The sequence below is a fragment of the Salsipaludibacter albus genome (assembly GCF_019798055.1).
Lineage (GTDB): Bacteria > Actinomycetota > Nitriliruptoria > Nitriliruptorales > Nitriliruptoraceae > Salsipaludibacter > Salsipaludibacter albus.
In genome coordinates this window covers 29708-55515 of the sequence record NZ_JAHOPH010000011.1, presented here as the reverse complement: position 1 = coordinate 55515, position 25808 = coordinate 29708, and the positions used below count along the sequence as shown (strand labels likewise).

25 protein-coding genes are annotated in these 25808 nt (G+C 72.4%); 9 read left to right on the top strand and 16 right to left on the bottom strand.

Annotation, left to right across the window (positions count from 1 at the left end; genetic code table 11):
* Complete coding sequence (locus KR546_RS08735) at positions 1-201, top strand: hypothetical protein (RefSeq protein WP_238444326.1); 201 nt, start codon at positions 1-3, stop codon at positions 199-201.
* Between the two features lie 65 nt (positions 202-266).
* On the opposite strand, the gene KR546_RS08730 is transcribed toward KR546_RS08735, so the two are convergent.
* Positions 267-1079 (bottom strand): MerR family transcriptional regulator, encoded by an 813-nt coding sequence (locus KR546_RS08730; RefSeq protein WP_238444325.1) that lies wholly within the window; start codon positions 1077-1079, stop codon positions 267-269.
* 223 nt (positions 1080-1302) lie between these two features.
* On the opposite strand from KR546_RS08730, the gene KR546_RS08725 reads away from it, so the two are divergent.
* Together KR546_RS08725 and KR546_RS08720 are read left to right on the top strand one after the other, a co-directional pair.
* On the top strand, positions 1303-1647 hold the full coding sequence (locus KR546_RS08725; protein WP_238444324.1) for a PadR family transcriptional regulator: 345 nt from the start codon (positions 1303-1305) through the stop codon (positions 1645-1647).
* Entirely contained in the window at positions 1644-2357 is a 714-nt protein-coding gene (locus KR546_RS08720) for an HAAS signaling domain-containing protein (RefSeq protein ID WP_238444323.1), read from the top strand. The genes KR546_RS08725 and KR546_RS08720 overlap by 4 nt, the downstream gene beginning before the upstream one ends.
* 72 nt (positions 2358-2429) lie before the next feature.
* Here the strand turns inward: KR546_RS08720 and KR546_RS08715 are convergent, their stop codons facing one another.
* Positions 2430-4598, bottom strand: coding sequence for a beta-propeller domain-containing protein (locus tag KR546_RS08715; RefSeq protein WP_238444322.1), 2169 nt, complete (start codon positions 4596-4598; stop codon positions 2430-2432).
* Positions 4599-4837: 239 nt separating this feature from the next.
* Between KR546_RS08715 and KR546_RS08710 the strand changes: the two genes are divergently transcribed.
* Positions 4838-5479: a DUF4230 domain-containing protein gene (locus KR546_RS08710; protein WP_238444321.1), complete on the top strand. Its 642-nt coding sequence runs from the start codon at positions 4838-4840 to the stop codon at positions 5477-5479.
* Positions 5480-5551: 72 nt separating this feature from the next.
* Here the strand turns inward: KR546_RS08710 and KR546_RS08705 are convergent, their stop codons facing one another.
* From KR546_RS08705 to KR546_RS08675, 7 genes are all read right to left on the bottom strand, one after another.
* Positions 5552-7318, bottom strand: coding sequence for a proline--tRNA ligase (locus tag KR546_RS08705; protein WP_238444320.1), 1767 nt, complete (start codon positions 7316-7318; stop codon positions 5552-5554).
* Between the two features lie 322 nt (positions 7319-7640).
* The gene (locus KR546_RS08700; protein WP_238444319.1) at positions 7641-8981 is read right to left on the bottom strand and encodes a PhoH family protein; all 1341 of its coding nucleotides are present in this window, start codon (positions 8979-8981) and stop codon (positions 7641-7643) included.
* 58 nt (positions 8982-9039) lie between these two features.
* Positions 9040-9210, bottom strand: a complete 171-nt coding sequence (locus KR546_RS19670; RefSeq protein WP_238444318.1) for a hypothetical protein — start codon at positions 9208-9210, stop codon at positions 9040-9042.
* 159 nt (positions 9211-9369) lie between these two features.
* A complete protein-coding gene (uppS, locus tag KR546_RS08690; RefSeq protein WP_238444317.1) occupies positions 9370-10149 on the bottom strand; it encodes a polyprenyl diphosphate synthase in 780 nt (259 codons plus the stop codon).
* 10 nt (positions 10150-10159) lie between these two features.
* Entirely contained in the window at positions 10160-11371 is a 1212-nt protein-coding gene (locus tag KR546_RS08685) for a sensor histidine kinase (protein ID WP_238444316.1), read from the bottom strand.
* A 35-nt stretch (positions 11372-11406) separates the two neighbouring features.
* Complete coding sequence (locus KR546_RS08680) at positions 11407-12519, bottom strand: hypothetical protein (protein ID WP_238444315.1); 1113 nt, start codon at positions 12517-12519, stop codon at positions 11407-11409.
* Between the two features lie 150 nt (positions 12520-12669).
* Positions 12670-13347, bottom strand: coding sequence for a response regulator (locus KR546_RS08675; protein ID WP_238444314.1), 678 nt, complete (start codon positions 13345-13347; stop codon positions 12670-12672).
* A gap of 142 nt (positions 13348-13489) precedes the next feature.
* On the opposite strand from KR546_RS08675, the gene KR546_RS08670 reads away from it, so the two are divergent.
* Together KR546_RS08670 and KR546_RS08665 are read left to right on the top strand one after the other, a co-directional pair.
* Positions 13490-13774 (top strand): DUF4235 domain-containing protein, encoded by a 285-nt coding sequence (locus KR546_RS08670; protein WP_238444313.1) that lies wholly within the window; start codon positions 13490-13492, stop codon positions 13772-13774.
* A 320-nt stretch (positions 13775-14094) separates the two neighbouring features.
* The gene (locus KR546_RS08665; protein ID WP_238444312.1) at positions 14095-14556 is read left to right on the top strand and encodes a GreA/GreB family elongation factor; all 462 of its coding nucleotides are present in this window, start codon (positions 14095-14097) and stop codon (positions 14554-14556) included.
* Positions 14557-14760: 204 nt separating this feature from the next.
* Here KR546_RS08665 and KR546_RS08660 read toward each other — a convergent pair whose 3' ends face one another.
* From KR546_RS08660 to KR546_RS08640, 5 genes are all read right to left on the bottom strand, one after another.
* On the bottom strand, positions 14761-15207 hold the full coding sequence (locus KR546_RS08660) for a DUF6027 family protein (RefSeq protein ID WP_238444311.1): 447 nt from the start codon (positions 15205-15207) through the stop codon (positions 14761-14763).
* Positions 15204-16424, bottom strand: a complete 1221-nt coding sequence (locus KR546_RS08655) for an acetyl-CoA C-acetyltransferase (protein ID WP_238444310.1) — start codon at positions 16422-16424, stop codon at positions 15204-15206. Before KR546_RS08655 ends, KR546_RS08660 begins: the two co-directional genes overlap by 4 nt.
* A gap of 120 nt (positions 16425-16544) precedes the next feature.
* Complete coding sequence (locus KR546_RS08650) at positions 16545-17348, bottom strand: ABC transporter ATP-binding protein (RefSeq protein ID WP_238444309.1); 804 nt, start codon at positions 17346-17348, stop codon at positions 16545-16547.
* Positions 17345-18583 (bottom strand): arginine deiminase, encoded by a 1239-nt coding sequence (locus KR546_RS08645; protein WP_238444308.1) that lies wholly within the window; start codon positions 18581-18583, stop codon positions 17345-17347. Before KR546_RS08645 ends, KR546_RS08650 begins: the two co-directional genes overlap by 4 nt.
* Before the next feature lie 123 nt (positions 18584-18706).
* Positions 18707-20137, bottom strand: a complete 1431-nt coding sequence (locus tag KR546_RS08640; protein ID WP_238444307.1) for a cobyric acid synthase — start codon at positions 20135-20137, stop codon at positions 18707-18709.
* Positions 20138-20280: 143 nt separating this feature from the next.
* On the opposite strand from KR546_RS08640, the gene KR546_RS08635 reads away from it, so the two are divergent.
* Complete coding sequence (locus tag KR546_RS08635) at positions 20281-20727, top strand: peroxiredoxin (RefSeq protein WP_238444306.1); 447 nt, start codon at positions 20281-20283, stop codon at positions 20725-20727.
* A 41-nt stretch (positions 20728-20768) separates the two neighbouring features.
* Here the strand turns inward: KR546_RS08635 and KR546_RS08630 are convergent, their stop codons facing one another.
* The gene (locus tag KR546_RS08630) at positions 20769-21365 is read right to left on the bottom strand and encodes an NYN domain-containing protein (RefSeq protein WP_238444305.1); all 597 of its coding nucleotides are present in this window, start codon (positions 21363-21365) and stop codon (positions 20769-20771) included.
* Between the two features lie 186 nt (positions 21366-21551).
* Between KR546_RS08630 and KR546_RS08625 the strand changes: the two genes are divergently transcribed.
* Together KR546_RS08625 and KR546_RS08620 are read left to right on the top strand one after the other, a co-directional pair.
* Complete coding sequence (locus KR546_RS08625; RefSeq protein ID WP_238444304.1) at positions 21552-23531, top strand: protein meaA; 1980 nt, start codon at positions 21552-21554, stop codon at positions 23529-23531.
* A gap of 313 nt (positions 23532-23844) precedes the next feature.
* The gene (locus KR546_RS08620) at positions 23845-24792 is read left to right on the top strand and encodes a type IV toxin-antitoxin system AbiEi family antitoxin domain-containing protein (protein WP_238444303.1); all 948 of its coding nucleotides are present in this window, start codon (positions 23845-23847) and stop codon (positions 24790-24792) included.
* Between the two features lie 346 nt (positions 24793-25138).
* Here KR546_RS08620 and KR546_RS08615 read toward each other — a convergent pair whose 3' ends face one another.
* Positions 25139-25729 (bottom strand): D-sedoheptulose-7-phosphate isomerase, encoded by a 591-nt coding sequence (locus tag KR546_RS08615; protein WP_238444302.1) that lies wholly within the window; start codon positions 25727-25729, stop codon positions 25139-25141.
* Between the last annotated feature and the right edge of the window lie 79 nt (positions 25730-25808).

Genomic DNA, 25808 nt, shown 5'->3' with positions numbered 1-25808 from the left:
ATGGACCCCCACGTCCACCTCCGGCTCACCCAGGCACGCGTCGACGCCTCGTTGCGACGGGCGCGAGCCCGGGACCTGGTGACGGACCCTCGGCCCGGGCTGGACCACCCCCTCGCGTCGGTCGCGCGGCGGTACCTGCCACGACGGACCGCACGGGCACCGGTCGCGCCACCCGATCCGGCCTGCGGGCCGGCCACCTGAGTCACGACACGACGACGCCGACCGGCAGCTGCCGGTCGGCGTCGTCGAGCGTGTCCGGGCCCCGATCACGCGTCGTCGAGCTGTCGCAGCGCGTTGGCCGTGATCGCCTCCGACATGTAGGCGGCGAGACCGGGGTGGCCGACGCTGCCGTCGATGTTGTCGGTGAAGCGCTGGTCGGTGACGTACATCTGGCCGAGACCCTCGTGGATCTCGATCGTGCAGTCGTAGTACCAGCGCGAGATGTGGGCACGATGGCGTTCGGCGAGGTCCATGGCCTCGGTCGACGCGGGGTCGACGCCGGCGTCGTCCAGCGCGGCGAACGCGTGGGAAAGCTCGCTCGCCTCGGCCTGGATGCGTTCCCAGTCCTCCTTGGCGTACGAGCTGGTGCGGCGCCGGGACTGCGCCCAGGCGTCGGTGTCGCCCCAGCGCTCCTGCGCCTCGTCGGCGTGGTCGTCGGGGTCGAAGTCGCCGAACACCTCGAGCTTCTCCTCGGGTGTCAGTTGCAGGTTCATGGTTCGTGCCTCCAGTTCTCGGTCGATCGCCGTCACGATGCGGTGGAGGCGATCGATGTGGGTGGTCAGGTGGTCGCGCTGGTCGAGCAGTGCCGCTCGGGCGCCGGTCGACCGGTCGACCAGGTCGCGGATGTCGTCGAGCGGGAAGTCCAGCTCGCGCCAGACCAGCACGGCGCGCAGCCGATCGAGGTCCTCGGGCAGGTAGTGGCGGTACCCGGCCGGGGATCGCTCGGACGGCTGCACCAATTCGATCTCGTCGTAGTGGTGCAGCGTCCGGACCGAGACCCCGGCCAGTGCCGCCACCTCGCCGACCGTCCACCGACCGACCGCCGTGTCCGCTGCCGAGTCCAGTGCCCGGGTCTCCATGACGCTCCTCCTGCCTGCGTGCCGAGGCCTGCTCCGACCTCATCTCCAGTGGCCGAACCCTACGCCCTCACGCAACGTGAGGGTCCAACGCGCCGCGCATTCTCCGCACGCTTCACCATGGCAATCACGGTCGTGGGAGGCACACGACCCTGACTCCACGGGGGTCTTCCTTGCGGCGCATGGAACTGCTACCTTGCGGCGCATGGGAGCGGGTGGACAGGCCATGACGGAACTGCGCCGCGGCGTGGTCGAGCACTGTGTCCTCGCGCTGCTCGAGCATCGCCCGCAGTACGCCTACGACCTGGTGACCGCGCTGGGCAGGCACGCCCCCCTGGTGACCAGCGAGGGCACCATCTATCCGTTGCTGTCCCGACTGCGCCGGGCCGGGACCGTCACGACCTTCCTGCGCGAGTCCGACGTGGGACCACCCCGGCGGTACTACGAACTGACCGCGGACGGCCGCAAGGCGCTGGCCGAGTTCCGCACCGACTGGGTGACGTTCCGGGACGCCACCGACACCATCCTCGAAACGGGCGGGCTCGGCCCCGCAACGGAGGCTGCCCCATGATCACCGTCCACCCGGTCGCGACCGCCTGGCTGGCACGTGTCGAGCAACTCGCCGTGGTCCTCCCGGACCCCGAGCGTGCCGAGCTGCTGGCCGACCTGTCCGACCACCTCGACCGCGCCCTGCACCCGAACCCGTCGACCGACGCCGTCGCGGCGGTCCTCGACCGCCTCGGGGACCCCGCCGACATCGTCGCCGCGGCGACGGTCGGCTCCCGGGAACGTCCGGCGCCTGCGACGCCCCCACCCCCGGCGACGTTGGAACCACCGCCGGGTCGTGTCGACGACACCTTGACCGGTTGGGAGATCACGGTCCTTGTCGGCTTGGTCGTCAGTGGCCTGTTCGCGCCGCTGTTCGTGCTCTCGGTACCTCTGTGGGTGCTGTCCGTCGTGCTGCTGTTCACCCGCACCCGCTGGGTCGGCGTGGAACGGCTGGTGGGGCTGGCCGTCCCGGTGGGGTTCGCGGTCATCCTCAGCCTGGGACTCTTCGCCACGTTCCCGTCCGGCGCGATGATCTGCGAGGGCAGTGCCGAAGTTGGCGAGGTACCCGTCGAGACGTGCTACGACGACGCCGGCAACGTGGTCGACCCGGACGCTGCGAGTGGCGTCGAACCGTGGGGGATCGCTGCGATCGCGGTGCCGCCCATCGCCTCGACCGCCGGCCTCGCCTGGATGGTTCGACGCCTGAGTCGCCGCATCCGCCGACCCGCCTGACCCCGACCCGCCTGACGTCCGAGGCGTGGCGCCACGCCACCCGCTCCTGAACCGCACCGTCGGGACGCGGCGTCAGCGGAGGGGGACGACCAGGCGGTCGTCGAGGCCGGCGAGGTCGACCCGGGCGAGGCGGTCACCGGCGACCAGCCAGAGGTCGTCGCCGATCACGATCGAGCGCTGGACCGAGCCCCACCAGCCCTGCTCGTCCTCCTCGGACAGGCTGACCCGGCCCTGCTCGGAGATGTCGGCGCCGTCCAGGCCAAGCACCACCGCCCCGATGAACGGCTTGGGCTCGATGCACTCGCCCCCGTCGCTGCACTCCTCCTCGAAGTCCTCCCAGGCGTCCGGCTCCCAGAGCTCGGCCGGCAGCACGACCTGCCCGGTCGCCGGCCAGTGCAGGAACGCCCGGTGGTCGGACTCGACCGGCGAGTAGCCCTCGCCGACGACCACCTGGCTCACCCGCTGCGGGTCGGACACGTCGGACACGTCGAACACCGACGCCTGCAGGCCCTGCGTGCGGCCCTGCTCGTCGGCGTCCTGCCCGATGCCGACCAGGCGGTCCTCCCCGACCGGGTGGAGGTAGGACGAGAACCCCGGGATCTTGAGTTCACCGGTCACCTCGGGGGCGGTCGGGTCCGAGGTGTCGACCAGGTACAGCGGGTCGGTCTCGCGGAAGGTGACGATCGCCGCGAGGTCGGGTCCGAGGTAGCGCACGGCGTAGATCCGCTCGGTCTTGCCCAGCCCGTCCACGCGGCCGGTCTCCACCAGCTCGCCGTCGCCCTCGGTGAACACCACCAGCGAGGACTCCGACGGCGTGTCCTCCGGACCGCCCCACCAGGTCGGCTGCGTCGTCGTCGCGACCCGGATCACGCCGTCGGTCTCCGACAGCGAGAACTGGTTGAGGATCGTGCCCTCCACCTCGGCCGAGCCGACCCAGCGGGTGGTCGACGGATCGCTGATGTCGAACGCGTGGAGGTCGGTGGTCAGCTCGTCCTGCTCGGGCTGCAGCCCACCCATCTCGACGAACGGCATGATCCAGCCACCCCACGGCGACGTCGCGACGACCAGGCGGTCGGTCGAGGCGTACACGGTGTCACCGGCGGCGACCAGGCCTGCCGACGACGTCGGATCCATCTGCTCGGCCGCGATGTCCATGGTCAGCACCGACAGCGTCGAGAAGCCCGAGAACTCGTCCGGGCGCGCCACGGCCGTGCAGTCCAGCACGCGTCGCACGTCGCCGGCGTTGCCGTCGGAGTCCAGCACCTGCAGGTGGGGCACCCAGTCGTCGAGGTCGGACTCGGCCAGGATCCTGCGGTTCTCGTCCTCGGCGTCCTGCTCGGCGGACAGGCCGTTGTCGGTCGGCTGGACGAACGACAGGCCGGACGGCTGCGACACCATCACCAGCCGCACGGTGCCGTCGACCATCCGGGCCGAGCGGTAGGAGCCCTCGAGCCGCAACCCGCCGACCACCGTGGGGTTCGCCGGGTCCGCGAGGTCGACCCGGGTCACCGTCACGCGCTCCGGCGCGAAGGCGGGGATCCGACCGGTGTCGGTGGGCACGGGCCGGCCGCCACCACCCGACGACAGGACCAGCAGGTCGTCACCGCTCAGGAGCAACTCGCTGTTCCACGCGTCCTCGGGCAGTTCGAGGCGCCCCACGACCTCCGCGCTGGCCACGTCGACGACCCGCAGGCCGCCCTCCGTGACGGTCACGATCATCTCGCCGTCGGTCTTGACGACGTCGGGCTCGTCGACTCCGGCCTCCTGCACGTTGGTGGTCGAGAAGTCCTCCCCCTCCACGGGGGCAGCGGCCACGGCCGAGTCGGCGCCACCCTCCGCGGCGGCGCTTTCCTCGGTCGACGCCATCATGTCGCCCTCCATCATGACGCCGCCGAACTGACCCCCCAGTCCGTAGGGACCGACCAGGTCCGAGGCGCCGGCGACGTAGTGCTCGCGCAGGGCGTCGCAGGAGTCGAAGGCGACGAGGCCCGCGACCCCGGTCCCGGCCGATCCCACCGGCACCCCGAAGTCGGCCGCAGCCGTCACGGCATCCGCGGCGGCCTGGGCGTCGGACGTCGAACTGCCCGTCGGATCGTCGGTGGGGGCCGGCGAGCCGGCCGGGGCGGGCGAGATGGACGGACCCGGCGACGTCGGGTCGTCGGAGCCCTCCCCGCCGGTGCAGGCCCCCGCCAGCAGCGCCGCGGTGGCGAGGATCAGGGCGGTGGTCGTCGGCCGTCGCATGGTGGCTCCCCAATCGGTCTGCCGGTCGGACGTCGCGCGACGCCCCGCGGTTGCATGTCGGCCGACATCATCCCACCCGGGCCAGTGCGGCGGGGCACGACGGGCCCTGGACGTTGCGTGTCCGGGCAGGCCGCGGGACGGTCCCGGCGTGTCCGGGACCGTCGACCCGGGCGGGCAGTACGGTCACCCGGGCGGCCATGCCCGGACACTCGGGCGTGGGACCGACGGCGGAGGCAGGCATGGCCGAGCAGGCGCGGCGCACGGGCTGGCTGCCGTGGCTCGTGATCGGGGTCCTGGTGACGCTGCTGGTGACCGGCAGTGTCGCCACGTTCGACCCGCTCGGGTCGCTGTTCGACCGCGGCGGCGAGATCGACCGCTCGGGACCGGTCATCGTCCAGTCGGTGCGTCGCCTGTCGGAGCTGTCCACGGTCGAGGTCGTCGAGTCCACCACGGTCGAGAAGGGCCAGGACCGGGGCTGGCTCGACTGGGCCACGGGCGACCGGATCTTCCTGTTCGCCGTGGCGCGGATCTCGGCCGGCGTGGACCTGTCGATGGTCGACGACGACGACGTCACGATCGACGAGGAGGCGAACACGATCAGCCTGCGCCTGCCGTCGCCCGGCATCACCGCCATCGAGGTCGACAACGACCAGACCCGGGTCTACGACCGTGACACGGGGCTGCTCACGGGGGGCGACGACGACCTCGAGCGGTCCGCTCGCCTGGCCGCCGAGGAGTTGATGGTCGACGCCGCGCTGGCGGACGGGCTGCTCCAGCGGGCCCGGGACAACACCGAGCTGGCCCTGACCGAGCTGTTCACCAGCGCCGGCTTCGACGAGGTCGAGATCACCTTCGACGACGCCGACCAGGGACGCGGCTGATCCCGGCCCGGGCGGCCTCGGCCGTGGACCCGGGTGTCCGGCACGAAGCGGCAGCCGTCGTGAACCCGGGGGTCAGGCGCGGGCGGCGTCGGCCACCAGGGTCTCGACCAACGCATCGAACGGCACGTCGCGACGGTCCCCGGTGGCGCGGTCCTTGACCTCCACCTCGCCGTTCTTCAGGCCCCGGCCGACCACCACGATGGTGGGCATCCCGAGCAGGTCCGCGTCGTTGAACTTCACGCCGGCGCTGGCGTCCCGGTCGTCGTAGAGCACCGACATCCCGGCCGCCTCGATCTCGGCGGCCAGTGACTCGGCCGCTGCGGCATGGTCGTCGGACTTGCCCGCGGTCAGGAGGTGGACGTCGAACGGCGTGACCGACCGGGGCCAGACCATGCCGGCGTCGTCGTGGGACTGCTCGACGATCGCGGCGACGGCGCGGGACACCCCGATGCCGTAGCTGCCCATCGTGACGACGACGTTGGTGCCCGACTCGTCCTGGACGGTGAGGTCGAGCGCCTCGGCGTAGCGCCGGCCGAGCTTGAAGATGTGGCCCACCTCGATGCCACGGGCCAGGGTCAGGTCCCCGCCGCAGTTGGGGCACGGGTCCCCCTCGCGGATGTCGGCGACGTCGATGCGTCCCTCGACCGGGAAGTCGCGTCCGGCGACCAGGTCGTAGACGTGGTTGCCGGGGGCGTTCGCCCCGGTGATCCAGCGCGACCCCTCGGCGATGCGCGGGTCGAGCAGGTAGCGGATCCCGCCCTGGCCGAGCACGTCCTCGCCGGGGCCGATGTAGCCCTTGGCGAGCTGGGGGTGTGCGGCGAAGTCCTCGGGGGTGAACGCCTCGACGACGGCCGGCTCGAACTCGGCCTCCAGGCGCTTCATGTCGACGTCGCGGTCGCCGGGCACGCCGATCGCCAGCGGCTCGCGGGTGCCGTCGGGCTGGCTGATCATGACCACGACGTTCTTGAGCGTGTCGGCCGCGGTCCACTCGCGGTCGTCGCGGGCGAGGTCGTCACGCCCGTTGGACAGGTCGACCAGGGTCTGGATGGTCGGCGTCTCGGGGGTGTCCTCGACGTGGGCGGCGGGGGCGTCGGTCGCGTCGACCGGGTCGGCGACCGGGAACCGGACCGCCTCGGCGTTGGCGGCGTAGTCGCAGGACGTGCATGCGACGTAGGTGTCCTCACCCGAGTCGCACGGGGCCAGGAACTCCTCGGAGGCCGACCCGCCCATCGCGCCCGACATCGCCGACACCGTCACGTACTCCAGCCCGAGTCGGTCGAAGGTCGACTCGTAGGCGGCGCGGTGGCGCTCGTAGGAGGCGTCCAGCCCGGCGTCGTCGAGGTCGAACGAGTACGAGTCCTTCATCACGAACTCGCGGCCACGCAGGATCCCGGCGCGGGGGCGGGACTCGTCGCGGTACTTCGTCTGGATCTGGTAGATCGCCAACGGCAGGTCCCGGTACGAGTCGTACAGGTCCTTGACCGTGAGGGTGAAGAACTCCTCGTGGGTCGGCCCGAGCATGAAGTCGTTGTCGCGTCGGTCCTTGACCCGGAAGACGTTGTCGCCGTACTCGGTCCACCGGTTGGAGGCCTCGTAGGGACCACGGGGCAGCAGGGCCGGGAAGTGCAGCTCCTGGAACCCGGCGGCGTCCATCTGCTCGCGGACCACGCGCTCGACGTTGCGGTAGACCTTCCAGCCCAGCGGCAGCCACGTGAAGATCCCGGGCGCGACGCGACGGACGTAGCCACCCCGGACCAGCAGGCGGTGCGACGGCACCTCTGCGTCCGCCGGGTCCTCTCGCAGCGTGCGCAGGAAGAACGACGACATCCGGGTGGGCATGGGGGCTCGGTCCTGTGAGGTGGGAAGGCGGATCACGCCGGACACTGCCGGCCGCGGCCCCCGAGCCTACAACCGCGTGGGCTCCGCCCACGTTGGAGTGTGCTCGCGTGGGCTGCGCCCACGTGGGAGTGTGCTCGCTTCGCTCGCAACTCCAGCGCCGCTCCGGACAACTCCAGCGCCGCTCCGGACAACTCCAGCGCCGCTTCGTTCGCAACTCCCCCGCCGCTCCGGACAACTCCAGCGCCGCTCCGGAGACGTCGAGTGTGCGGATCGCGGCCGTGGGTGACCTCGATCCGCACACTCGATGGACTCGGCCCGACCTTCAGAAGATGGTGGCGGCGTGTTCGGCGAGGGGGGAGCGCACGCCCTTGGAGAGGGTGACGTGGCCGAACAGCGAGGTGCCCTTGAGCTTCTCGATCAGCGCGGCCATCCCGCCGTAGGGCGAGATGTAGGGGTTGTCGACCTGGCCGAGGTCGCCACAGAACACGACCTTGGAGCCGTTGCCCATCCGGGTCAGCACCACCTTCAGGGCCGACAACTCGATGTTCTGGGCCTCGTCGACCACGACGAACTCGTCGGTGATCGAGCGACCACGCAGGTAGGTGATCGCGGCGAGCTCGAGCTGGCCACGGTCGACCAGCGCCTCGATGTTGGACTGGACTTGGCGGTGGTCACGGCTGCTGGGGCGCCCGCTGTCACGACGCATCAGCGCGTACAGGTTGTCGTGCACGGCGGCCATCCACGGGGCCAGCTTCTCGTCCAGGTCGCCCGGGAGGTAGCCGATGTCCTGGCGTCCGACCGCCACCAGTGGGCGGTAGACCGACAACCGGCGATACGCCGTCGCCTGCAGCACCTGCTCGAGACCGGCCGCGAGTGCCAGGAAGGTCTTGCCGGTGCCGGCCATGCCCATCAGCGACACGCACGGCACCCGCGGGTCCAGGAGCAGGTCGATCGCGAAGGTCTGGCGGACGTCGCGGGGCGACATCCCGAACACCTCGCGCTGGCCCAGCACCCGGTGGACCGTCACCGCACCGTCCTCACCGACGTCGATCACCCGGCCCAGGGCCGACGTCGACGGTCCGCCGTGGAGCACCAGGCACTCGTTGAGCACCAGGTCGCGCTCGGTCCCGTCGACCAACATCACCTTGCCGTCCTGGTGCAGCAGGTCGATGGTCGTCAGGTCGACCTGCAGGTCGCGCACCCCGTCCCAGTGCTCGGCGTCACGGGCGGTGTCGCCGCGGTAGTCCTGCGCCTCGACCTCCAGCTGCGAGGCCTTGATCCGCAGCGCGGCGTCCTTGGTGACCAGGATCCCGCCCAGGCCCATCGCCACGCCGAGGATGCGGTGGTCGGGCTTGTTCGGGTCGAGGTAGGCCGGCAGCGCGACGTCGACGTGGTTGGACTCGATCCGGAAGGTGCCCCCGTGGTCGAGCTCGACCCCGTCGGCGAGGCGTCCCGATCCGGACGTGCGCAGCTCCTCGATGGTGCGCAGGGCGATGCGGGCGTTGCGACCCACGTCGTCGAGCAGGGCCTTCTTGCGGTCGAGCTCCTCGATCACGACCAGTGGCAGGACCACCTCGTGTTCGTCGAAGCGCATCAGGGCGGCGGGGTCGGCGAGCAGGACGCAGGTGTCGAGGACGTAGGTGCTGCTGGCGGGGTCGGTCACGTGGTGGGCCTTGTCGGGTCGGATGCGCGCGGGGCCGGGTGGGCGGCCGGCCGTCCGTTCAACGACGGGGTCGTCGCACGATCGGCAGGCACGGGGTGAACTCGGTCGACCACGGCCCCCGGGCGGCGACCCGGAACCGACGGTCGGTGAACGCAACGACGCCGCCCACACGGGGCGGCGTCAACAGGAAGGTCGCGGCGACGACCGGCAGGTCGGGCTGGCCAGCCACGCTCCTGGGGAGCGCGGTCGACCTGCTGGGTGGGGGCATGTGCACCTCGGGTCGCATCGACGCTGGCGAACGTAGCGACGCACCTCGCGCGTTCCGAGCATCTGCGACGGCGCCGGTCGGGCGACTGGCGACCGACGACCGACGACCGACGACCCGGGGCTAGCGACCGAAGCGGCGGGCACGGCCGGCGTAGTCACGCAGGGCGCGCAGGAAGTCGACCTTGCGGAAGTCGGGCCAGTACGGATCGCAGAAGTAGAACTCGCTGTGGGCCGACTGCCACAGGAGGAAGCCGGACAACCGCAGCTCGCCGGAGGTCCGGATGATCAGGTCGGGGTCGGGGAACCCGGTCGTGTAGAGGTGGTCACCGATGTCGGCCGGCACGAGCGCCTCGGCGGCGTCGGCCAGGGTGTGGCCGTCCCGGTCCTGGGCCCGCATCCAGCTGCGCAGGGCGTCGGTGATCTCCTTGCGACCCCCGTAGCCGACCGCGATCTGGACGTGGAAGCCGTCGTTGTCGGCCGTCGCGGCGCAGGCCTCCTCCAGTGCCTCACGGACGTCGACCGGCAGCGCGTCCAGCACCCCGACGGCGGTGACCCGCAGCTTCCGGGTCGCCGTGCTGGGGGCCGACGCGATCGACTGGACCGTCCCGACGATGATGTCGAGGAGGTGGGTGAGCTCGTCGTCGGCGCGGCTGAGGTTGTCGGTCGACAACAACCACAACGTCACGTAGGGGATGCGCAGCTCGAAGCACCAGTCGAGCAGGTCGGGGATCCGGTCGGCACCGGCGAGGTAGCCCTCGGCGACGGACGCCAGTCCCCGCTCCCGTGCGTAGCGCCGGTTGCCGTCGAGGATCACGCCCACGTGGCGTGGCAGGGTGCCCCCGGCGAGCTCACGCTCGAGCCGGCGTTCGTAGACGTGGTAGAGCAGGTCCCGGACGGCCATGGCGAGGAGTCTAGGTGCCGGCCGGGCGAGCCCCCGGTCCGTCGTCCCCGTCACTGCCCGGGTCGGTGGCCGGCAGGACGAGCTCCCACTCGGTGCCGCGGTCTGCGTCGCCCGCCTGGTCCAGCAGGGTCGCGCTGCCACCGGCGCGGGCCATCCGCCCCCGGATCGAGTCGCGCACGCCCAGTCGGTCGGCAGGCGTCGTGGTCGGGTCGAAGCCTGCGCCGTGGTCGGCGACCCACACCCGGGCGGCGTCGCGTGGACCCAGCTCGGCCAGCACCCGCACCGGTGGGGAACCGTGCCGCACGGCGTTGCGCACGGCCTCGACGGTGGCGGCCACCAGCAACCGGTCGCGTTCGTCCGGCGCCCGGTCCCCCGAGACCGACACCGACACCTCCACCCCGTCGGCCGCTGCCGTGACCTCCTGCTGGACCAGGGTCCGCAGCGAGGTCGTCTCCTCGGCATCACGACGGAGGAACTGGCGCAGGTCGTTGGAGGCTCTCCCGGCGTGGCGACGGGCGGTCGCGAGGTCGGGTGCGTGCACGACCGCGGCGAGGTGCTGCAGCACGGTGTCGTGGAGGCGGGCCCCGGCCTCGGCCCGTTCGGTGGCCCGTGCCGCGGCGGTCTCGGCCTGCAGCAGCTGTGCCTGGAGGCGGTCGCGCTCGGTCACCACGGCGACGATCCGTTCCACGAGCCAGGCCAGGCCCAACCCGCCGAACGCGAACAGCAGGCACGTCGCCACGCCGTTGGCCAGGGGCCAGTCGGTCGCGAGGACGGAACGCCCCAGGGCGACCGCCGAGAGCGAGGCGACCGTGGCCAGGATCCACGACCGGCGACCGGACAGGGCCACGCCGACCAGGACCACGATGATCGCCCCGCCCGTGATCGACCAGCCACGGGTGCCGGCAAGTGGCGCCACGACCTCGAGGGTGACGGCGACCACGAACCACCCGGCCCACCAGGCCCGGTCGTCCCGGACGACCATGGCCACGAGCGCCCACGCGACGTGCAGGGCGACCGCCGACCACACCAGTGCGGGCCGGTCGATCACCGGGGCGGCGAGCACCAGGAGTGCCGACCACAGCGCGGACACCAGGCCGAACCGCCGCAGGAACCGCATGGCCTCCGCCCGCAGTCGCACGGCCGACCGGGCCTGCAGTCCGACCGGGGGTCGGGCAGGCCCGGGATCCGGTCCGTGCTCGGGCTGGGGGGTGTCCATGGTCACGAGTGTCGCATCCCGTCCAGCACCCGTCAGCCGGGTCAGGCCGAGGTCGACGGGGCGTCACCGGACGCGACCCCGGGACCGCGGCCGGCCGGGCTCGCGGGGGCGGCGTCGGACGGGGCGTCGTCGGGCTCGCGCGCGTCGTCGTGCTCGTCGCGGGCCCGGCCCAGGCGAAGCGCCGCGAGCAGTGCCACCACGCCGGCGGTCGCCACCGTCACCGTCACCGCGGTCTCGCCACTGAACAACGACCACGTCGTCCGCAGCCCGGTGACCAGTGCAGCCATCGACCCGAACCCGATCAGCAACCCGTCTCGCAGGGCCAGGCCGACCAGCAGGAAACCGACGACCACCAGCAGGGCGAGGCTCGAGCCGATCGGTGACGACATCGCGTTGAGCTCGCACGCCGCCACGGCCAGCACCAGCGAGCCGCCGATCCGCCCCGTCCGCGCGGCGGCCGGCGCCGGGAGCTGCAGCCCCACCGCCAGCCACGCCACGCCCACGACCAGGTGGCCGATCGCGACGACCGCGAACACGTCACTCCCGGAACCGGTGATCCCGAACAGGGCCTCGGCCGGGACGGCCAGCCACGCGACGGCGTCGACGCCACCCCACGTGTCGGACAGGGCGGCACCGAGCGGGCCCACCGCGTAGAGCGCGCAGGCCACCGTCACGACCTGCAGGAGGATCGAGCCCGGTCGCTGGCGCCATGCCCACGCCGCGTGGGCCATGGCGACGACCCCGGCCAGGGCGATGCCCAGCCGTGGTGTCGCGGGCAGCCCCAACTCGGCCAGCAACTGCACGGCCACCAGGGTCAGTCCCACGGCGGCCGCCCACGACAGCGGCACGAGCCGACGGACCAGCCGTCCCTCGCGCGACGACGCCCACTGGCCCTGGAGCGTCAGCACCACCGATCCCGCGACCAGGAGGCCGGCCTGGCCGACGTTGTCCAGCGCCCGCCACTGGGACACCACGAACCCGGTGACGGCGGCGACCAGCAGGGCGGTCCCGGTCGTGGCGAGCAGTTCCGGCAGCCGGTCACGCAGCAGCGCCCACAGCTGGGCCGGGCTCCGGGGCCCGGACGTGGTCGCCAGGCGTGGCGCGGGTGGGACGCTGCCCGTGGAGGCGTCGGGTGGGACGGTGGAGGTGTTCACGGCGATGCCCTTCGTTGGCTCCGCCAGCGTGACCTGTCCCTCCGCCCCCCACCTCAGGGATCACCCGGACACGCCGGATCGGACCCCGCCAGGCGCCGGAGGAGGGCTGGACGTTCCGAGCGGAGCGAGGAACTCCAACGTGACCGCGGGTCACGCGTCGAACCCGCGGTCGATCGCCCACACCGTCGCCTCGTGCCGGTTGCTGACCTGCAGCTTGCGCAGGATGTTGCGGACATGGGTCTCGACGGTCTTTGCCACCACGCCCAGGTCCTCCGCGATGCGGCGGTACGGGTGGCCCCGGGCCAGCAGTCGCAGCACCTCCCGCTCGCGGTCGGTCAGCGACTCCCAGGCAGGGTCCGCGACCCCGTCGGCGGCCCCGCTGTCGAGGTCGAGCAGGTGACCGGCGAGCTCGGGCGAGAAGACCGGGCGGCCCTCGTGCACGGCGTGCACCGCGGCCGCGATGTCGGCCACCGAACTGGTCTTGAGCAGGTAGCCGGTCGCGCCGGCCCGGACGGTGGCCACGACGTCGTCGCGCTGGTCGGAGGCGGACACGGCCAGGGTCGGGGGCGCATCCTCGCCCAGCTCCCGCAGCACCGCCGGACCTCCCCCGCCGGGCAGCCGGACGTCCAGCAGCATCACCTCCGGCGAGGTCGACCGCACGACGTCGACCGCCGAGGCCACGTCGTCCGCCTCCGCGACGACCTCGACCCGGTGGTCACCCAACCCGGCGCGCAGGCCGGCCCGGACGACGTCGTGGTCGTCCACCACCACGACCCGCAGGGGCGGCCGGAGGGAACGCGCCCGGGACGGCGTCGGGGCGTCGGTCACCGGGGGTCCTTCCATCGGTGGACCGGTCGGCCGTCGACCCTACACCGCGGCCGACGACGGGACGGGGTGCCATCCGACCACCGCCCGGACGTTGCACGATCACGTCGGAGGCGGCACCGTGGGGACTCGACCAAGGACTGACATGTCATCCACGACCTGGAAGGTGCTCGGCACCGGCGCGCCCGTCGTCGCCGCGATCCTGGCACGCAAGGCCCTGACCTCGGGCTGGCAGCGGGCGACCGGCAACGAGCCGCCGAGCAACCCTGCCGACCCCGAGACCGACTGGCGCGAAGCCGTCCTGTGGGGCGCGCTGACCGGCGCCGTCATCGGGCTCGCCCGCATGGCCGCGAGCCGCCAGGCGGCTCGACTGGCCCAGAAGGCCTCCGGCGAACTGCCGGACGACGTCCGGCGCGACACGACCGCCTGAGCCCCCGCCCGGCTCGCGTCGGGCTCACCTCGACCGCTCGGTCCGCGCTTGCGCCGGCCGAGCGGTTCGGTACAGTACGACGTCATGACGCCCGGCCCGTCGGTCGGGCGTGCTGCATTCCGGGACTCGCAGGCCGTTCGGCGAGCACCGTCCCCCATGTCCCGCGCGATCGCGGTGACGGAGGCGGTCGCGCGTCACCGGCCGCCCCACCCTCGCCGGTCCGTCCGACCACGCTCCGCAGGTCACCGCCGGCGTGAGACGACCGCGACCGTCCCGGATCCATCATCCGCACCACCCGCAGAACCACGAGGAGTACCCCCATGGCCGAAACCTGGCTCAGCCAAGAGGCCTACGACCGCCTGCTCGCCGAGCTCGAACAGCTCAAGGGCGAGGGCCGCGACCAGATCTCGTCCGAGATCGAGGAGGCGCGTGCCCATGGCGACCTGCGCGAGAACGCCGAGTACCACGCGGCCAAGGACGAGCAGGGGAAGATGGAGGCGCGGATCCGCCAGCTCGAGCAGTTGCTGCGCGACGCGCGGATCGGCCAGCCCGACAACACCGACACGGTCCGCCCGGGCCTGGTGGTGACGCTCGACGTCGAGGGCGACACCGAGACCTACCTCCTGGGATCGCGCGAGGACGAACACGAGCAGCACCCGGTCCTGTCCAGCGAGTCCCCGATGGGGTCCGCGATCATCGACCACGAGGTCGGCGACACCGTGACCGTCGAGGCCCCGGCCGCCACCTTCGACGTGACGATCACCGACATCACCGCCAGCTAGCGCGCGCCCGCCCCGGACGACGCGCTGCGGCGCAGCCAACATCCGGGCGCATTGGAGTTGCTCGCTGCGCTCACAACATCCGACGCGACGCACGACCGCAACGTCCACGGGCACCCGCCGATCCGGCGGGTGCCCGTTGCACGTCCCGACCTCCATCCACCCGACCCGGACGTCGACGAGGTGCAGGGATGTCGCCGGCGGGGGTCAGGGGGCAGGGTCGGCGCCACCCTCGGGGTAGGTGCCGATGGGATCGTCGAGGCCGTGGCCGAGCCAGGCAAGCTGCTCGGCGATCGCCCGGTAGGCGACCAACCGTGCGGCGTCCGTGTCGGCGCGCTCGGCCTGGTCGACGGCCGCGCGCATGCGCTCCACGGCGGTCGGACCGACCTCCAGCAGGCTGTCGCTGCCCGCGGTCACCCACCGGGCCAGCACGTAGCGCGCGAGCGCTCCGACCGGGACACCCACGCTGTCGGACAACCGTCGCAGGGTCGCCATCGGGTCGGCCAGCGACCAGGTCGCCACGTCGACGAGGAAGTTCGCGTCCGGGTGGTCGTCGGGGATCGGACCCGTCCACGCCACCAGGTCGACGACGTCCGATCCCGGCGGGTCGGGCCGGTGGGCCCCCTCCCGCGACTCGTCCGCGCTCGTCGTCACGACAGTCGTTCGACGACCATGGCCATGCCCTGCCCGCCGCCGACGCACATCGTCTCCAGCCCGAAGGTCGAGTCGGTGTGGCGCAGGCCGTTGAGCAGGGTCCCCGTGATCCGGGCCCCGGTCATCCCGAACGGGTGGCCGACCGCGATCGCCCCGCCGTGCGGGTTGAGTCGCTCGTGGTCGACCCCCAGGTGGCGGGCCGAAGGGATCACCTGGGCGGCGAAGGCCTCGTTGATCTCGACGATGTCCATGTCGTCGATGGTCATCCCGGCCAGGTCCAGCGCACGGCGGGAGGCATCGACCGGGCCGAGCCCCATGATCTCGGGGCTCAGCGCGCCGACGCCGGTCGACACGATCCGTGCCAGCGGGGTGATCCCCAGTTGCTCGGCCCTGGTGTCGCTCATCACGACGAGCGCGGCAGCGCCGTCGTTGAGCGGGCAGGCGTTGCCGGCCGTGACCGTCCCGTCCGGCCGGAACACCGGGTCGAGCCCGGCCAGCCCCTCGGCAGTCGTGCCGAACCGGGGCGAGTCGTCGGTCGACAGGGTCGAGCCGTCGGGCAACTGGATCGGGGTGATCTCCTGTGCCCAGAAGCCGTCCTCGAACGCCTGCTCGTAGCGCTGCTGCGAGGCCAGCGCGAAGGCGTCCTGCTCGGCGCGGGAGACGTCCTCGAGTTGCGCGACGTTCTCGGCGGTCTGGCCCATCGGGATGTAGACGTCGGGCAGTTCGCCGCGCTCGGCCGGGTCCGCCCAGTCGTCGACCCCGCCCTCGGTGGCGGCGTCGGTCCGGGCGCGCGCGTCGTCGAACGCCGGGTTCATGGTGTCGGGCAGCGAGTCCGAGTTTCCCTTGGTGAAGCGCGACACCATCTCGACGCCGGCGGACACGAACACGTCGCCCTCCCCGGCCCTGATGGCGTGCAGCGCCATGCGGGTGGTCTGCAGGGACGACGAGCAGTAGCGGGTCAGGGTGACACCGGGGACCGACTGCCACCCCAGCAGCGTGGACACCACCCGGGCCATGTTGAAGCCCTGCTCACCACCGGGCAGCCCGACGCCCAGGTGCAGGTCGTCGACCTCGGTCGGGTCCAGCGCGGGCACCTGGTCCATCGCCGCCCGGACGATGGTCGCGGCGAGGTCGTCGGCCCGCAGTCCGGTCATGGATCCCTTGAACGCCCGGCCGATGGGGCTGCGGGCGGCGGCGACGATGACGGCTTCGGGCATGGCGTGCTCCGGGTCGGGGCAGGAGGTGGACCGGCCCCCGCAGGGTAGGTGGCCGGCCGAGTCGCGGGGCGGCCACGGCCGACCCGAGGCACGGAGTGCGGGGCGCGACCCGGCCGCGGGTCAGGCCGAGCGGACCCGTGCCGCGAGCCGACCGTCGTGGCGGCTGACGACCACCGGGACCCCGAAGGTCGCCGAGACGGTCTCGTCGGTCACGGCGTCGTCGACCGCACCGGCGGCCACGACTCGGCCGCCCCGCAGCAGGACCGCGTCGGCGACCGCCGTGGGCAGTTCCTCGAGGTGATGGCTGACCATCACCACGGCCGGGGCGTCCGCGGAGGCCAGCAGGCGGTCGAGGTCGGCCACCAGTCGCTCGCGTCCACCGAGGTCCAGCCCGGCGAAGGGCTCGTCGAGCAGCAGCAGCTCCGGTTCGGCCACCAGCGCACGGGCCACCTGCACCCGCTGCCACTCCCCCTGTGACAGGGTCCGGACGGCACGATCCGCCAGGCCGCCGGCGCCCACCGCCCCCAGCGCCGTCCGGGCCCGCTCGCGGTCCTCGTCGTCGATCGCAGGGACCGGCCGCAGGGCACCGTGGCGGGCCGCGGCCACCAGTTCCACAGCCGCATGGCTGGCAGGCAGCAGCGGGGTCATGGCCACCGACACCAGCGCGACCCGGGCGCGCAGGGCACGCAGGTCGGTCCGCCCGAACACCGCGCCCAGGACCTCCACCCTGCCGCGGGTCGGGAACAGGTAGGTCGACAGGATCCGCAGCAGGGTGGTCTTGCCCGCACCGTTGGGCCCCAGCACGGCCAGTGGACGTCGGGCATGGACCTGCAGGTCGATCCCGGCCAGCAGGTCGACCCCGCCGCGGACCACGCCGACGTCGTCGAGCACCGCGACCGGGCGGTCGGCCGAGCCCGCCGTCACCGGTCCAGTGGCGCGCGCGACAGCGGGCAGGACATGCACCGGGGTCCACCACGGCCACGGGGCAGCTCGAAGGACGGGATCGTCAGGACCTCGATCCCGGCGTCGGCCAGGATGGTGTTGGTCGCGACGTTGCGCTCGTAGGCGATCACCCGTCCGGGGGCCAGGGCCAGGGTGTTGTTGGCGTCGTTCCACTGCTCACGGGCGGCCCGGGTCGAGCCGAGGTCGGGCTCGATCGCGCGGATGTGGCCCACGCCACTCGCCCACTCCAGTCCACGCACCATCGAGGACGCGTCGGCGACACGGATCCCGTCCAGGCCACCAGCGCCTCGGCGGGGGGTGAGCTGGTGACACGTGATGTCGCGGGTCATCGACGGGTAGGTGATGAAGGCGTCGACGTCGACCTGGGTCACGATCGTGTCGAGGTGCATCGCCGCACGGACCTTGGGCAGGTCGACGACCAGGATCCGGTCGACGACGTCCTCCTCGAACAGGTTGAGCGCGAGCGCCTCGATGCCCGGCGCGGTCGTGCGCTCCGACATGCCGACGGCCAGCGCCCGCTCGCCGACCACCAGGATGTCGCCACCCTCGAAGGTGGCCTGGAGGTGCTCGTCGTGCTCGGCGCCGAACCAGATCCGCCCGGCGGCGAATCGTGGGTGGGTGGTCACGACCGTGCGCACCAGCGCGGTCTCGCGTCGGCGCACGGCCCGGTTCATCGGCGACAGCGCGACCCCGTCGGCGATCCACGCGGACGAGTCCCGCATGAACACGGCGTTCGGCAGGGGGTTGAGCAGCATCGCGCCGGGTGGGGCCATCGCCGTGACCAACCCGGGTGTCACGTCGACCTCGTCGACCGCGACGCCGCCGTAGAGGCTGGCTGCCAGCATCGCGGGGTCCATCCCTGCCAGGTGGGCTCGCAGGTCGTCGACGGCGACCGGCCCGGTCGTGTCGGTGGTGACGTGCTCGGCGATGACCCGGGTCGCGACCTCGTCGTCGGCCAGGACCTCGGCCAGGAGGTCCTCGACCAGCAACACCTCCACCCCGGCGTCGGTGAGCACCCGGGCGAAGGCGTCGTGCTCGCCCTGGGCGTGCTCGAGCCACAACAGCTCGTCGAAGAGCAGCTCGTCCTTGTTGTCGGGCGTGAGCCGCCGCAGCTCGAGGCCGGGACGGTGCAACAGCACGGCCTCCAGCACGCCGACCTCCGAGGACACCCCCAGTCCCCCCTGTCCATCCTCCACGACGACTCCTCGCATCCACGCGGCCCGCGCCGGGCCACGTCGTGACGGTAGGTCACCGACCGGCCCACCGTGTCCCGGCGGGCAGTGCATCCCGCGGGCAGCCACCCCCCGGCCGTGGGCCACTCAGTCCAGCAGGCGCTCGAGCGGTGCAAGGTCGAGGTTCTCGACCAGCGCATCGGCCAGCCCGTCGAAGGTCTCCTCGAGGGTCGTCATCGGCCGGACGCCCAGCAGTGCTCGGAGCACCCGGTGGTCCTCGAACATGCCGTGCAGGTACCACCCGGCGACGTTGCCGCGGGCCCAGCCGCGGTGGTCGTCGACCAGCGTGCCGACCGGTGCGGTGCCCGGTCCGGTCGACGTGGCCCGCGAGCGGCCGACCCGGATCTCGTAGCCCTCCACCTCGATGCCCGACAGGACGTCGAAGGGACCGTCGACCGGGGCGAACGTCACGCGTGACGCCACGGTCGTCTTGACGACGTCGAACGTGGTCACCAGCGGGAGCAGGTCGAGCCCGTCCCCACCGTGTTCGTGGCCGACGTGGCCGGGGTCGTCGTCGGGGGCGAGGCTCGTGCCGAGCAGTTGCAGGCCCCCACAGACCCCGACGACCCGTGCGCCGTCGGCGGCGGCCCGTCGCACCGCGGCCCCCACGCCCGATGCCTCCAGCCAGTCGCGGTCCGACGACACGTGCTTGGAGCCGGGCAGGATCACCAGGTCCGGCCCAGCGGGCAGGTCAGCCGGGCGGAACACGTGGCGCAGGTCGGTGCAGGTCGCCAGGGCGGCGTACTCGTCGAGGTTGGAGGCCGTCGGGTAGCGGACCAGCGCGACGACCGGCCCGGTCCCCCGTCGGTGGGGGTCGGCACCGTCCTCGTCGGGGAGGGCGTGGTCCAGCATCGGCAGCACCCCCAGGGTGGGCACCCCGGTCCGCTCCTCGACCAGCTCGGGCGCCGGGGGCAACAGGCTGGCGTCACCCCGGAACTTGTTCAGGACGAAGCCGACCAGCCGACGCCGGTGCGCGGGCTCGAGCAGGTCGTGGGTGCCGACCAGCGACGCGAACGCCCCGCCACGGTCGATGTCGGTCACGAGGATCGCCGCGGCGTCGACCGCGGACGCCGGGGCGAGGTTGACGATGTCGTCGCGGGAGAGGTTGATCTCGGCCGGGCTGCCGGCCCCCTCCATCACCACCAGGTCGTACTGGTCGTGGAGGTCGTGCAGCGCCTCGAGGACCACGGGTCGCAGGTGGGCCGCCCGGTCACGCCACGGCAGGCGCGACACGGCCCGGTCCACCTGCCCGAGCACGACGACCTGGCTGGTGCCGGCCTCGGGCTTGAGCAGGACCGGGTTCATCCGCACGTCCGGCACGACCCCCGCCGCCAGCGCCTGGAGGTACTGGGAGGACCCGATCTCGCCGCCGTCGACCACCCGGGCGTTGTTGGCCATGTTCTGGCCCTTGAACGGGGCGACCGACACCCCGAGACGGGCGAAGTGACGACACAGCGCCGTCGTGACCAGGCTCTTGCCGGCCCACGACGACGTCCCCCACACCATCAGCGCGACCATCCGCGACCTCCTCGGCCGGACCCACCCACGCCGTGCCCACGCCCGGCAGGCGGACGGCGACACGACCAGCAACCGGCGATGGTCGTACCCTGCTCGGTCGCACGCACCCAGACTCCCCCGTCCCCCACACACGGACCGATCCCATGGATGCCGGCGACATCGTCGACGACTTCACCGCCACCACCGACCGCGGCGAGACCGTCACCCTGGCGGAACTCCTCGAGGACGGCCCGCTGGTGGTCTTCTTCTACCCCAAGGCCTTCACCGGTGGCTGCACGGCCGAGGCCTGCCACTTCCGCGACCTCGCGGCCGAGTTCGCCGCGGTCGGCGCGACCCGGGTCGGCGTCTCGCGCGACCCGGTCGACGTGCAGCGCAGCTTCGCCGAGGAGCACGACTTCGACTATCCCCTGCTGGCGGACCCGGACGGCACCGTCTCGGAGATCTTCGGGACCAAGCGCATGGGGCCGCTGTGGTCGCGGCGCCACACCTTCGTCGTCGACACCGACCGCACGGTGCTCAAGGCGATCCGCTCCGAGAGCGACATGGAGACCCACGCCGACGAGGCCCTCGCGGTGCTGCAGCGGGGCTGAGGAGCGCGTCGGGCAGCCGTCGTGCGCACCAGGGGTGGGGCTCACCCGCCCAGGCGACCGGTCGGCTCGAACCACCGGCCCTCCTCCGGGAGCACCTCGAGGTTGATCCGGGGCAGTTGGCTGGCGAACAGCCCGTCGATCTCCTCGAGGTCGACGAACTCGAAGGCGTCCTCCGAGGACAGCCCCCCGGCGTACTCGCCGAACCCGAGCACGGTCACGTCGACCCCGTCCTCGACCAGGTCCAGCAGGGGGTCGACGAAGCAACGCGCGTCGTTGGAGCCCACGTAGGCCGCCGTCAGCACGCCCTCCTGCTGTCGCGAGAGCAGGTGGTCCACCATGTCGTCGTCGACGTCGGAGTCCCCGACCTTGGGCCGCGCGAACACGCGGAAGCCCTGCTCCAGCAACCACAGCACCCAGCCGCGCATCGGGCCGGCCACGTGCTCGGCCACGTTGACGAAGACGCAGGCCTCGACCTCGTCCTCGCCCGCCCGGGTCACCAGCCACCGGCCGAGCACGTCGAGGTCCGGCCGCTCACGCGAGGTGGGCTTGCCGTCGATGATGTTGGCGACGGTCATGTCGATGTTGGGGGCGTCCCAGACCAGGACGTGGCGACCCATGCTGCCTCCGATGTCGTTCATGGCGCTCGGTCCACGGGAACGGTCGCGCCGGCAATCCGTGACCGGACGGCCACGGGCAATGCCCCGACCCTATCCTGCGTCCCGGGAGCCGCGACCGCACACCGCGGGCCCGCCGTCACGGTGGGCCGTGGCGCCGTCGACGATCGTGCAGGCGTCGGCGGCGCACCGACCGGACAGGACCTGGGCATGACCGATCCCTCCCCGGCAACGCTCCCCACGCCCGATCGCCCGTGGCTGATCCGGACCTACTCGGGCCACTCCTCGGCGGCCGCCTCCAACGCGCTGTACCGCGCCAACCTCGCCAAGGGCCAGACTGGGCTGAGCGTGGCCTTCGACCTGCCCACCCAGACCGGCTACGACAGCGACCACCCGCTCGCCCGTGGCGAGGTGGGCAAGGTCGGCGTCCCCGTCACCTCGATCGACGACCTGCGGACCCTGTTCGCCGACATCCCGCTCGGCGACATGAACACCTCCATGACCATCAACGCCACCGCAATGTGGCTGCTGTCGCTGTACGTGGCGGTCGCGGAGGAGCAGGGGGTGGACCCGGCGGTCCTGCGCGGCACCACCCAGAACGACATCCTCAAGGAGTACCTGTCACGTGGGACGTACGCGTTCCCACCCGAGCCGTCGCTGCGCCTGACCACCGACACGATCGTGCACACCTGGCAGCACGTGCCGAGGTGGAACCCGGTCAACATCTGCTCCTATCACCTCCAGGAGGCCGGGGCGACCCCGGTCCAGGAGGTCGCCTTCGCCCTGGCCAACGCCATCGCGGTCCTGGACGCCGTGGGTGACTCCGGCCAGGTGCCGGCCGAGGCGTTCCCCGCGGTGGTCGGTCGGATCTCGTTCTTCGTCAACGCCGGGATCCGCTTCGTCGAGGAGGTCGCCAAGATGCGCACCTTCGTCGAGCTGTGGGACTGGGTGACCCGGGAGCGCTACGGGGTCGAGGACCCGAAGGCGCGCCGGTTCCGCTACGGCGTCCAGGTCAACTCGCTGGGCCTGACCGAGCAGCAGCCCGAGAACAACATCGCCCGGATCCTGCTGGAGATGCTCGGCGTCACCCTGTCGCGGGACGCGCGCGCACGTGCGGTCCAACTGCCGGCGTGGAACGAGGCACTGGGGCTGCCGCGGCCGTGGGACCAGCAGCTGTCGCTGCGGATGCAGCAGGTGCTCGCGACCGAGACCGACCTGCTGGAGTACCCGGACCTGTTCACGGGGTCGGCGGTGATGGAGGCCAAGGTCGACGAGCTGACCACGGCCGCGCGGGACGAGCTGGACCACGTGCTGGGGCTGGGTGGCGCGGTCGCGGCCGTGGACCACATGAAGGCCGAGCTGGTCGCGTCCAACGCGCGGCGCCTGCGGCGGGTCGAGTCCGGCGAGCAGGCCGTGGTCGGCGTGAACACCCACACCACGGCCGAGCCCAGCCCCCTGCTCGACGAGGCCGGGGCCATCCTGACGGTGGACCCGGCCGCGGAGGCCGAGCAGGTCGCCCGGCTCGAGGCTCACCGGGCCGGCCGCGACCAGGCCGCCGTCCGCCGCGCACTGGAGGCGCTGCGAGCGGCTGCCGAGGGCACCGACAACCTCGTTCCCGCGACCATCGCGGCAGCTCGCGCGGGGGTGACGACGGGCGAGTGGTCCCAGGCGCTGCGCGAGGTGTTCGGCGAGTACCGCGGACCGACCGGGGTGACCGATGCCGCGGCGTCGGGCGGTGGTGGTGCGGACCTGTCCGCCGCCCGCGAGCGCGTCCGGGCCGTGCAGGATCGGCTGGGCCGTCGTCTGCGGATCCTGGTCGGCAAGCCGGGTCTGGACGGGCACTCGAACGGTGCCGAGCAGGTCGCCCTGCGGGCCCGTGACCTGGGCATGGAGGTCGTCTACGAGGGAATCCGCCTGACCCCCGACCAGATCGTGCGGGCTGCCGTCGACGAGGACGTCCACCTGGTCGGCCTGTCGATCCTGTCGGGCTCGCACCTCGAGCTGGTCCCGGCCGTGGTCGAGGGACTGCGCGCGGCCGGCCACGACGTGCCCGTGGTCGCCGGCGGCATCATCCCCCCCGCCGACGCCGCCGTCCTCGCCGAGGCCGGCGTCGCGGCGGTGTTCACCCCGAAGGACTACGCCCTGACCGACGTCCTGGTCCAGGTCGCCGAACTGGCGCACCCCACCTGACCCCTGCCGGCGGCTGTCGTTGGCGTTCGCAGCCGATCGTCCCGGCCACCAACGACCACCATGCCCCCAAGCCTCACCTGCTTGGCGTTCGCAGCCGACCATCCCAGCCCGAACGCCGGGACCCCCGGTTCAACCACGGCCCACGGGCGTTCGCAGCCGATCGTCCCGGCCACCAACGACCACCAGCCCCCAAGCCTCACCTGCTTGGCGTTCGCAGCCGACCATCCCGGCCACCAACGCCTCCCGTCGGCCGTCGTCCACAAGTGTCGGATCGGCGGCACTGCCGGGCGTCCGGGGCCAGCATCCTTCGGGCATGCTCACTCCCGCCACGCGCCACGCCATGGGAGTCCTCGCTGCCCGCCGCCATGGTGTGGTCACCCGCGAGGAGCTCCTCGCCATCGAGATCAGCCGCCATGCCATCACGTGGGCCGTCCGGACCGGCGTGCTGCTCCGGCTCCACCCCGGTGTCTACGCCATCAACGGTGCGCCCGACACCTGGAAACTCCGAGCCATGGCGGCACAACGCCGAGTCGAGCGCCAGCTGCGACGCAAAGACCCGATCGATCGGCAGCCGCCGGTGGTGGCGGTCGGGGGTCCCAGTGCCGCCCACCTCCACGGCCTGCCGGGATTTGGCCGGGCACCCCGAATCGTGGTGAGCACGTCGAGGCGTTGCCGCAGTCGATTGGTCGAGACGTCCACCAGCCACGCCCTCGAACAGGGCGACGTCGTCGAGGTGGAGGGCATTCCGACGACCGCGCTCGTCTGGACTCTGCTCGACGTCGCCACCACGGCGAGCCGGGCCCAGGTGGAAGACCTCGTCGTCCACGTCCTCGGCCGAGAGCGGCTGGCGGTGAGCGACTTGCGTGCCGCGTGCGAGCGTGCCGAGGGACTGACCGGACGCCACGTCGTGCTCGACCTGGTGGACTCGATGACCGACCGCCACCGATCCCTGGCCGAGAAGCGGCTCGCGGACGCCTGCCTCGCGCGAGGTCTCCCACGACCGGACGCCAACCGCGTGGTCACCACGTCGTCCGGGGCGACCTTCGAACTCGACCTGTACTGGGACGACGTCCACCTCGACGTGGAGGTCGACGGCCCACACCACCTACTCGTCGAACAGCGTGATCGCGACGGACGTCGGGATCGCCTCCTGGAGGACGACGGGATCGAGGTGGTGAGGTTCGACGTCCGGGAGGTCGATGCCGACGCCGACGACGTTGCGCGGCGGATCGAGCGGAAGCGCCGTCACCTGCACGGCTGAGACCTCCCCAAGTGACCAGCGACTCCATGACCACCCCTCTCCCTTGGCGTTCGCGGCCGACCAACCCGGCAACAAACGCCACACATCCACCACCAGGCTCACGGTCTGGCGTTCGCGGCCGAGTCATGCGGCTGCGAACGCCACACTTCCACCGCCAGGCTCGGCCCCTGGCGTTCGCGGCCGACCAACCCGGCAACCAACGCCACACATCCACCACCACGCTCGGCCCCTGGCGTTCGCGGCCGAGTCAGGCGCTACGAACGCCAATCTGCATCGCAGCCCCGAGACCTGAGCGCAGGGACAGGACACGGACCGAACGCCAACGAGCCTTCGGGACGCGGGCAGGTCAGTCGGTCGACCAGTCGGGGCCGAAGAGGAGGTCCTCGGCGCGCTCGACCAGCACGTGCACCAGCACGAGGTGGGCTTCCTGGATGGCGCCGATCTGGGTGCTGGGGACGGCCAGGACGTGGTCGCTCACGTCGTGCAACGGGCCCTGGCGAGCACCGACCAGCGCGATCGTGACCATCCCGAGCTCGCGGGCGGCCCGGGCAGCCCGCACCACGTTGGCCGACGTCGCAGACGTCGACAGGCCGAGGAAGACGTCGCCGGCACGGCCGAGCCCCCGGACCTGCCGCGCGAACACCTCGTCGTAGCCGTAGTCGTTGCCGGCTGCGGTCAGCGTGGAGGTGTCGGCGTGGAGTGCGACGGCCGCCAGGGGCGCGCGGTCACGGTCGGGCCGGAGCCGGCCGAGCAGCTCGGCGGTGAAGTGCTGGGCCTCGGCGGCCGAGCCACCGTTGCCCGCCGCGAGGACCTTGCCGCCACCGTGCAGCGAGTCCGCGATCGCCGCGGCCGCCGCCTCCATCTCGGCCGACTGCTCGCCCAGGCCGGCGAGGGCCTCCGACAGGGTGGCCACGTGCGCGGTGAACAACGACTCCACGACGACTCCGTCGGCAGTGGTGGGTGGGGCGGGTGCAGGTCGATCGGCTGGGGCGAACGGATCGCGGGGCCACGATCGC

Bases quoted from the DNA above. Each gene is read 5' to 3' on its own strand.
- KR546_RS08735 (WP_238444326.1), top strand. From the start codon at position 1: ATGGACCCCCACGTCCACCTCCGGCTCACCCAGGCACGCGTCGACGCC.
- KR546_RS08730 (WP_238444325.1), bottom strand. From the start codon at position 1,079: ATGGAGACCCGGGCACTGGACTCGGCAGCGGACACGGCGGTCGGTCGG.
- KR546_RS08725 (WP_238444324.1), top strand. From the start codon at position 1,303: ATGACGGAACTGCGCCGCGGCGTGGTCGAGCACTGTGTCCTCGCGCTG.
- KR546_RS08720 (WP_238444323.1), top strand. From the start codon at position 1,644: ATGATCACCGTCCACCCGGTCGCGACCGCCTGGCTGGCACGTGTCGAG.
- KR546_RS08715 (WP_238444322.1), bottom strand. From the start codon at position 4,598: ATGCGACGGCCGACGACCACCGCCCTGATCCTCGCCACCGCGGCGCTG.
- KR546_RS08710 (WP_238444321.1), top strand. From the start codon at position 4,838: ATGGCCGAGCAGGCGCGGCGCACGGGCTGGCTGCCGTGGCTCGTGATC.
- KR546_RS08705 (WP_238444320.1), bottom strand. From the start codon at position 7,318: ATGCCCACCCGGATGTCGTCGTTCTTCCTGCGCACGCTGCGAGAGGAC.
- uppS (WP_238444317.1), bottom strand. From the start codon at position 10,149: ATGGCCGTCCGGGACCTGCTCTACCACGTCTACGAACGCCGGCTCGAG.
- KR546_RS08670 (WP_238444313.1), top strand. From the start codon at position 13,490: ATGTCATCCACGACCTGGAAGGTGCTCGGCACCGGCGCGCCCGTCGTC.
- KR546_RS08665 (WP_238444312.1), top strand. From the start codon at position 14,095: ATGGCCGAAACCTGGCTCAGCCAAGAGGCCTACGACCGCCTGCTCGCC.
- KR546_RS08655 (WP_238444310.1), bottom strand. From the start codon at position 16,424: ATGCCCGAAGCCGTCATCGTCGCCGCCGCCCGCAGCCCCATCGGCCGG.
- KR546_RS08640 (WP_238444307.1), bottom strand. From the start codon at position 20,137: ATGGTCGCGCTGATGGTGTGGGGGACGTCGTCGTGGGCCGGCAAGAGC.
- KR546_RS08635 (WP_238444306.1), top strand. From the start codon at position 20,281: ATGGATGCCGGCGACATCGTCGACGACTTCACCGCCACCACCGACCGC.
- KR546_RS08630 (WP_238444305.1), bottom strand. From the start codon at position 21,365: ATGAACGACATCGGAGGCAGCATGGGTCGCCACGTCCTGGTCTGGGAC.
- KR546_RS08625 (WP_238444304.1), top strand. From the start codon at position 21,552: ATGACCGATCCCTCCCCGGCAACGCTCCCCACGCCCGATCGCCCGTGG.
- KR546_RS08620 (WP_238444303.1), top strand. From the start codon at position 23,845: ATGCTCACTCCCGCCACGCGCCACGCCATGGGAGTCCTCGCTGCCCGC.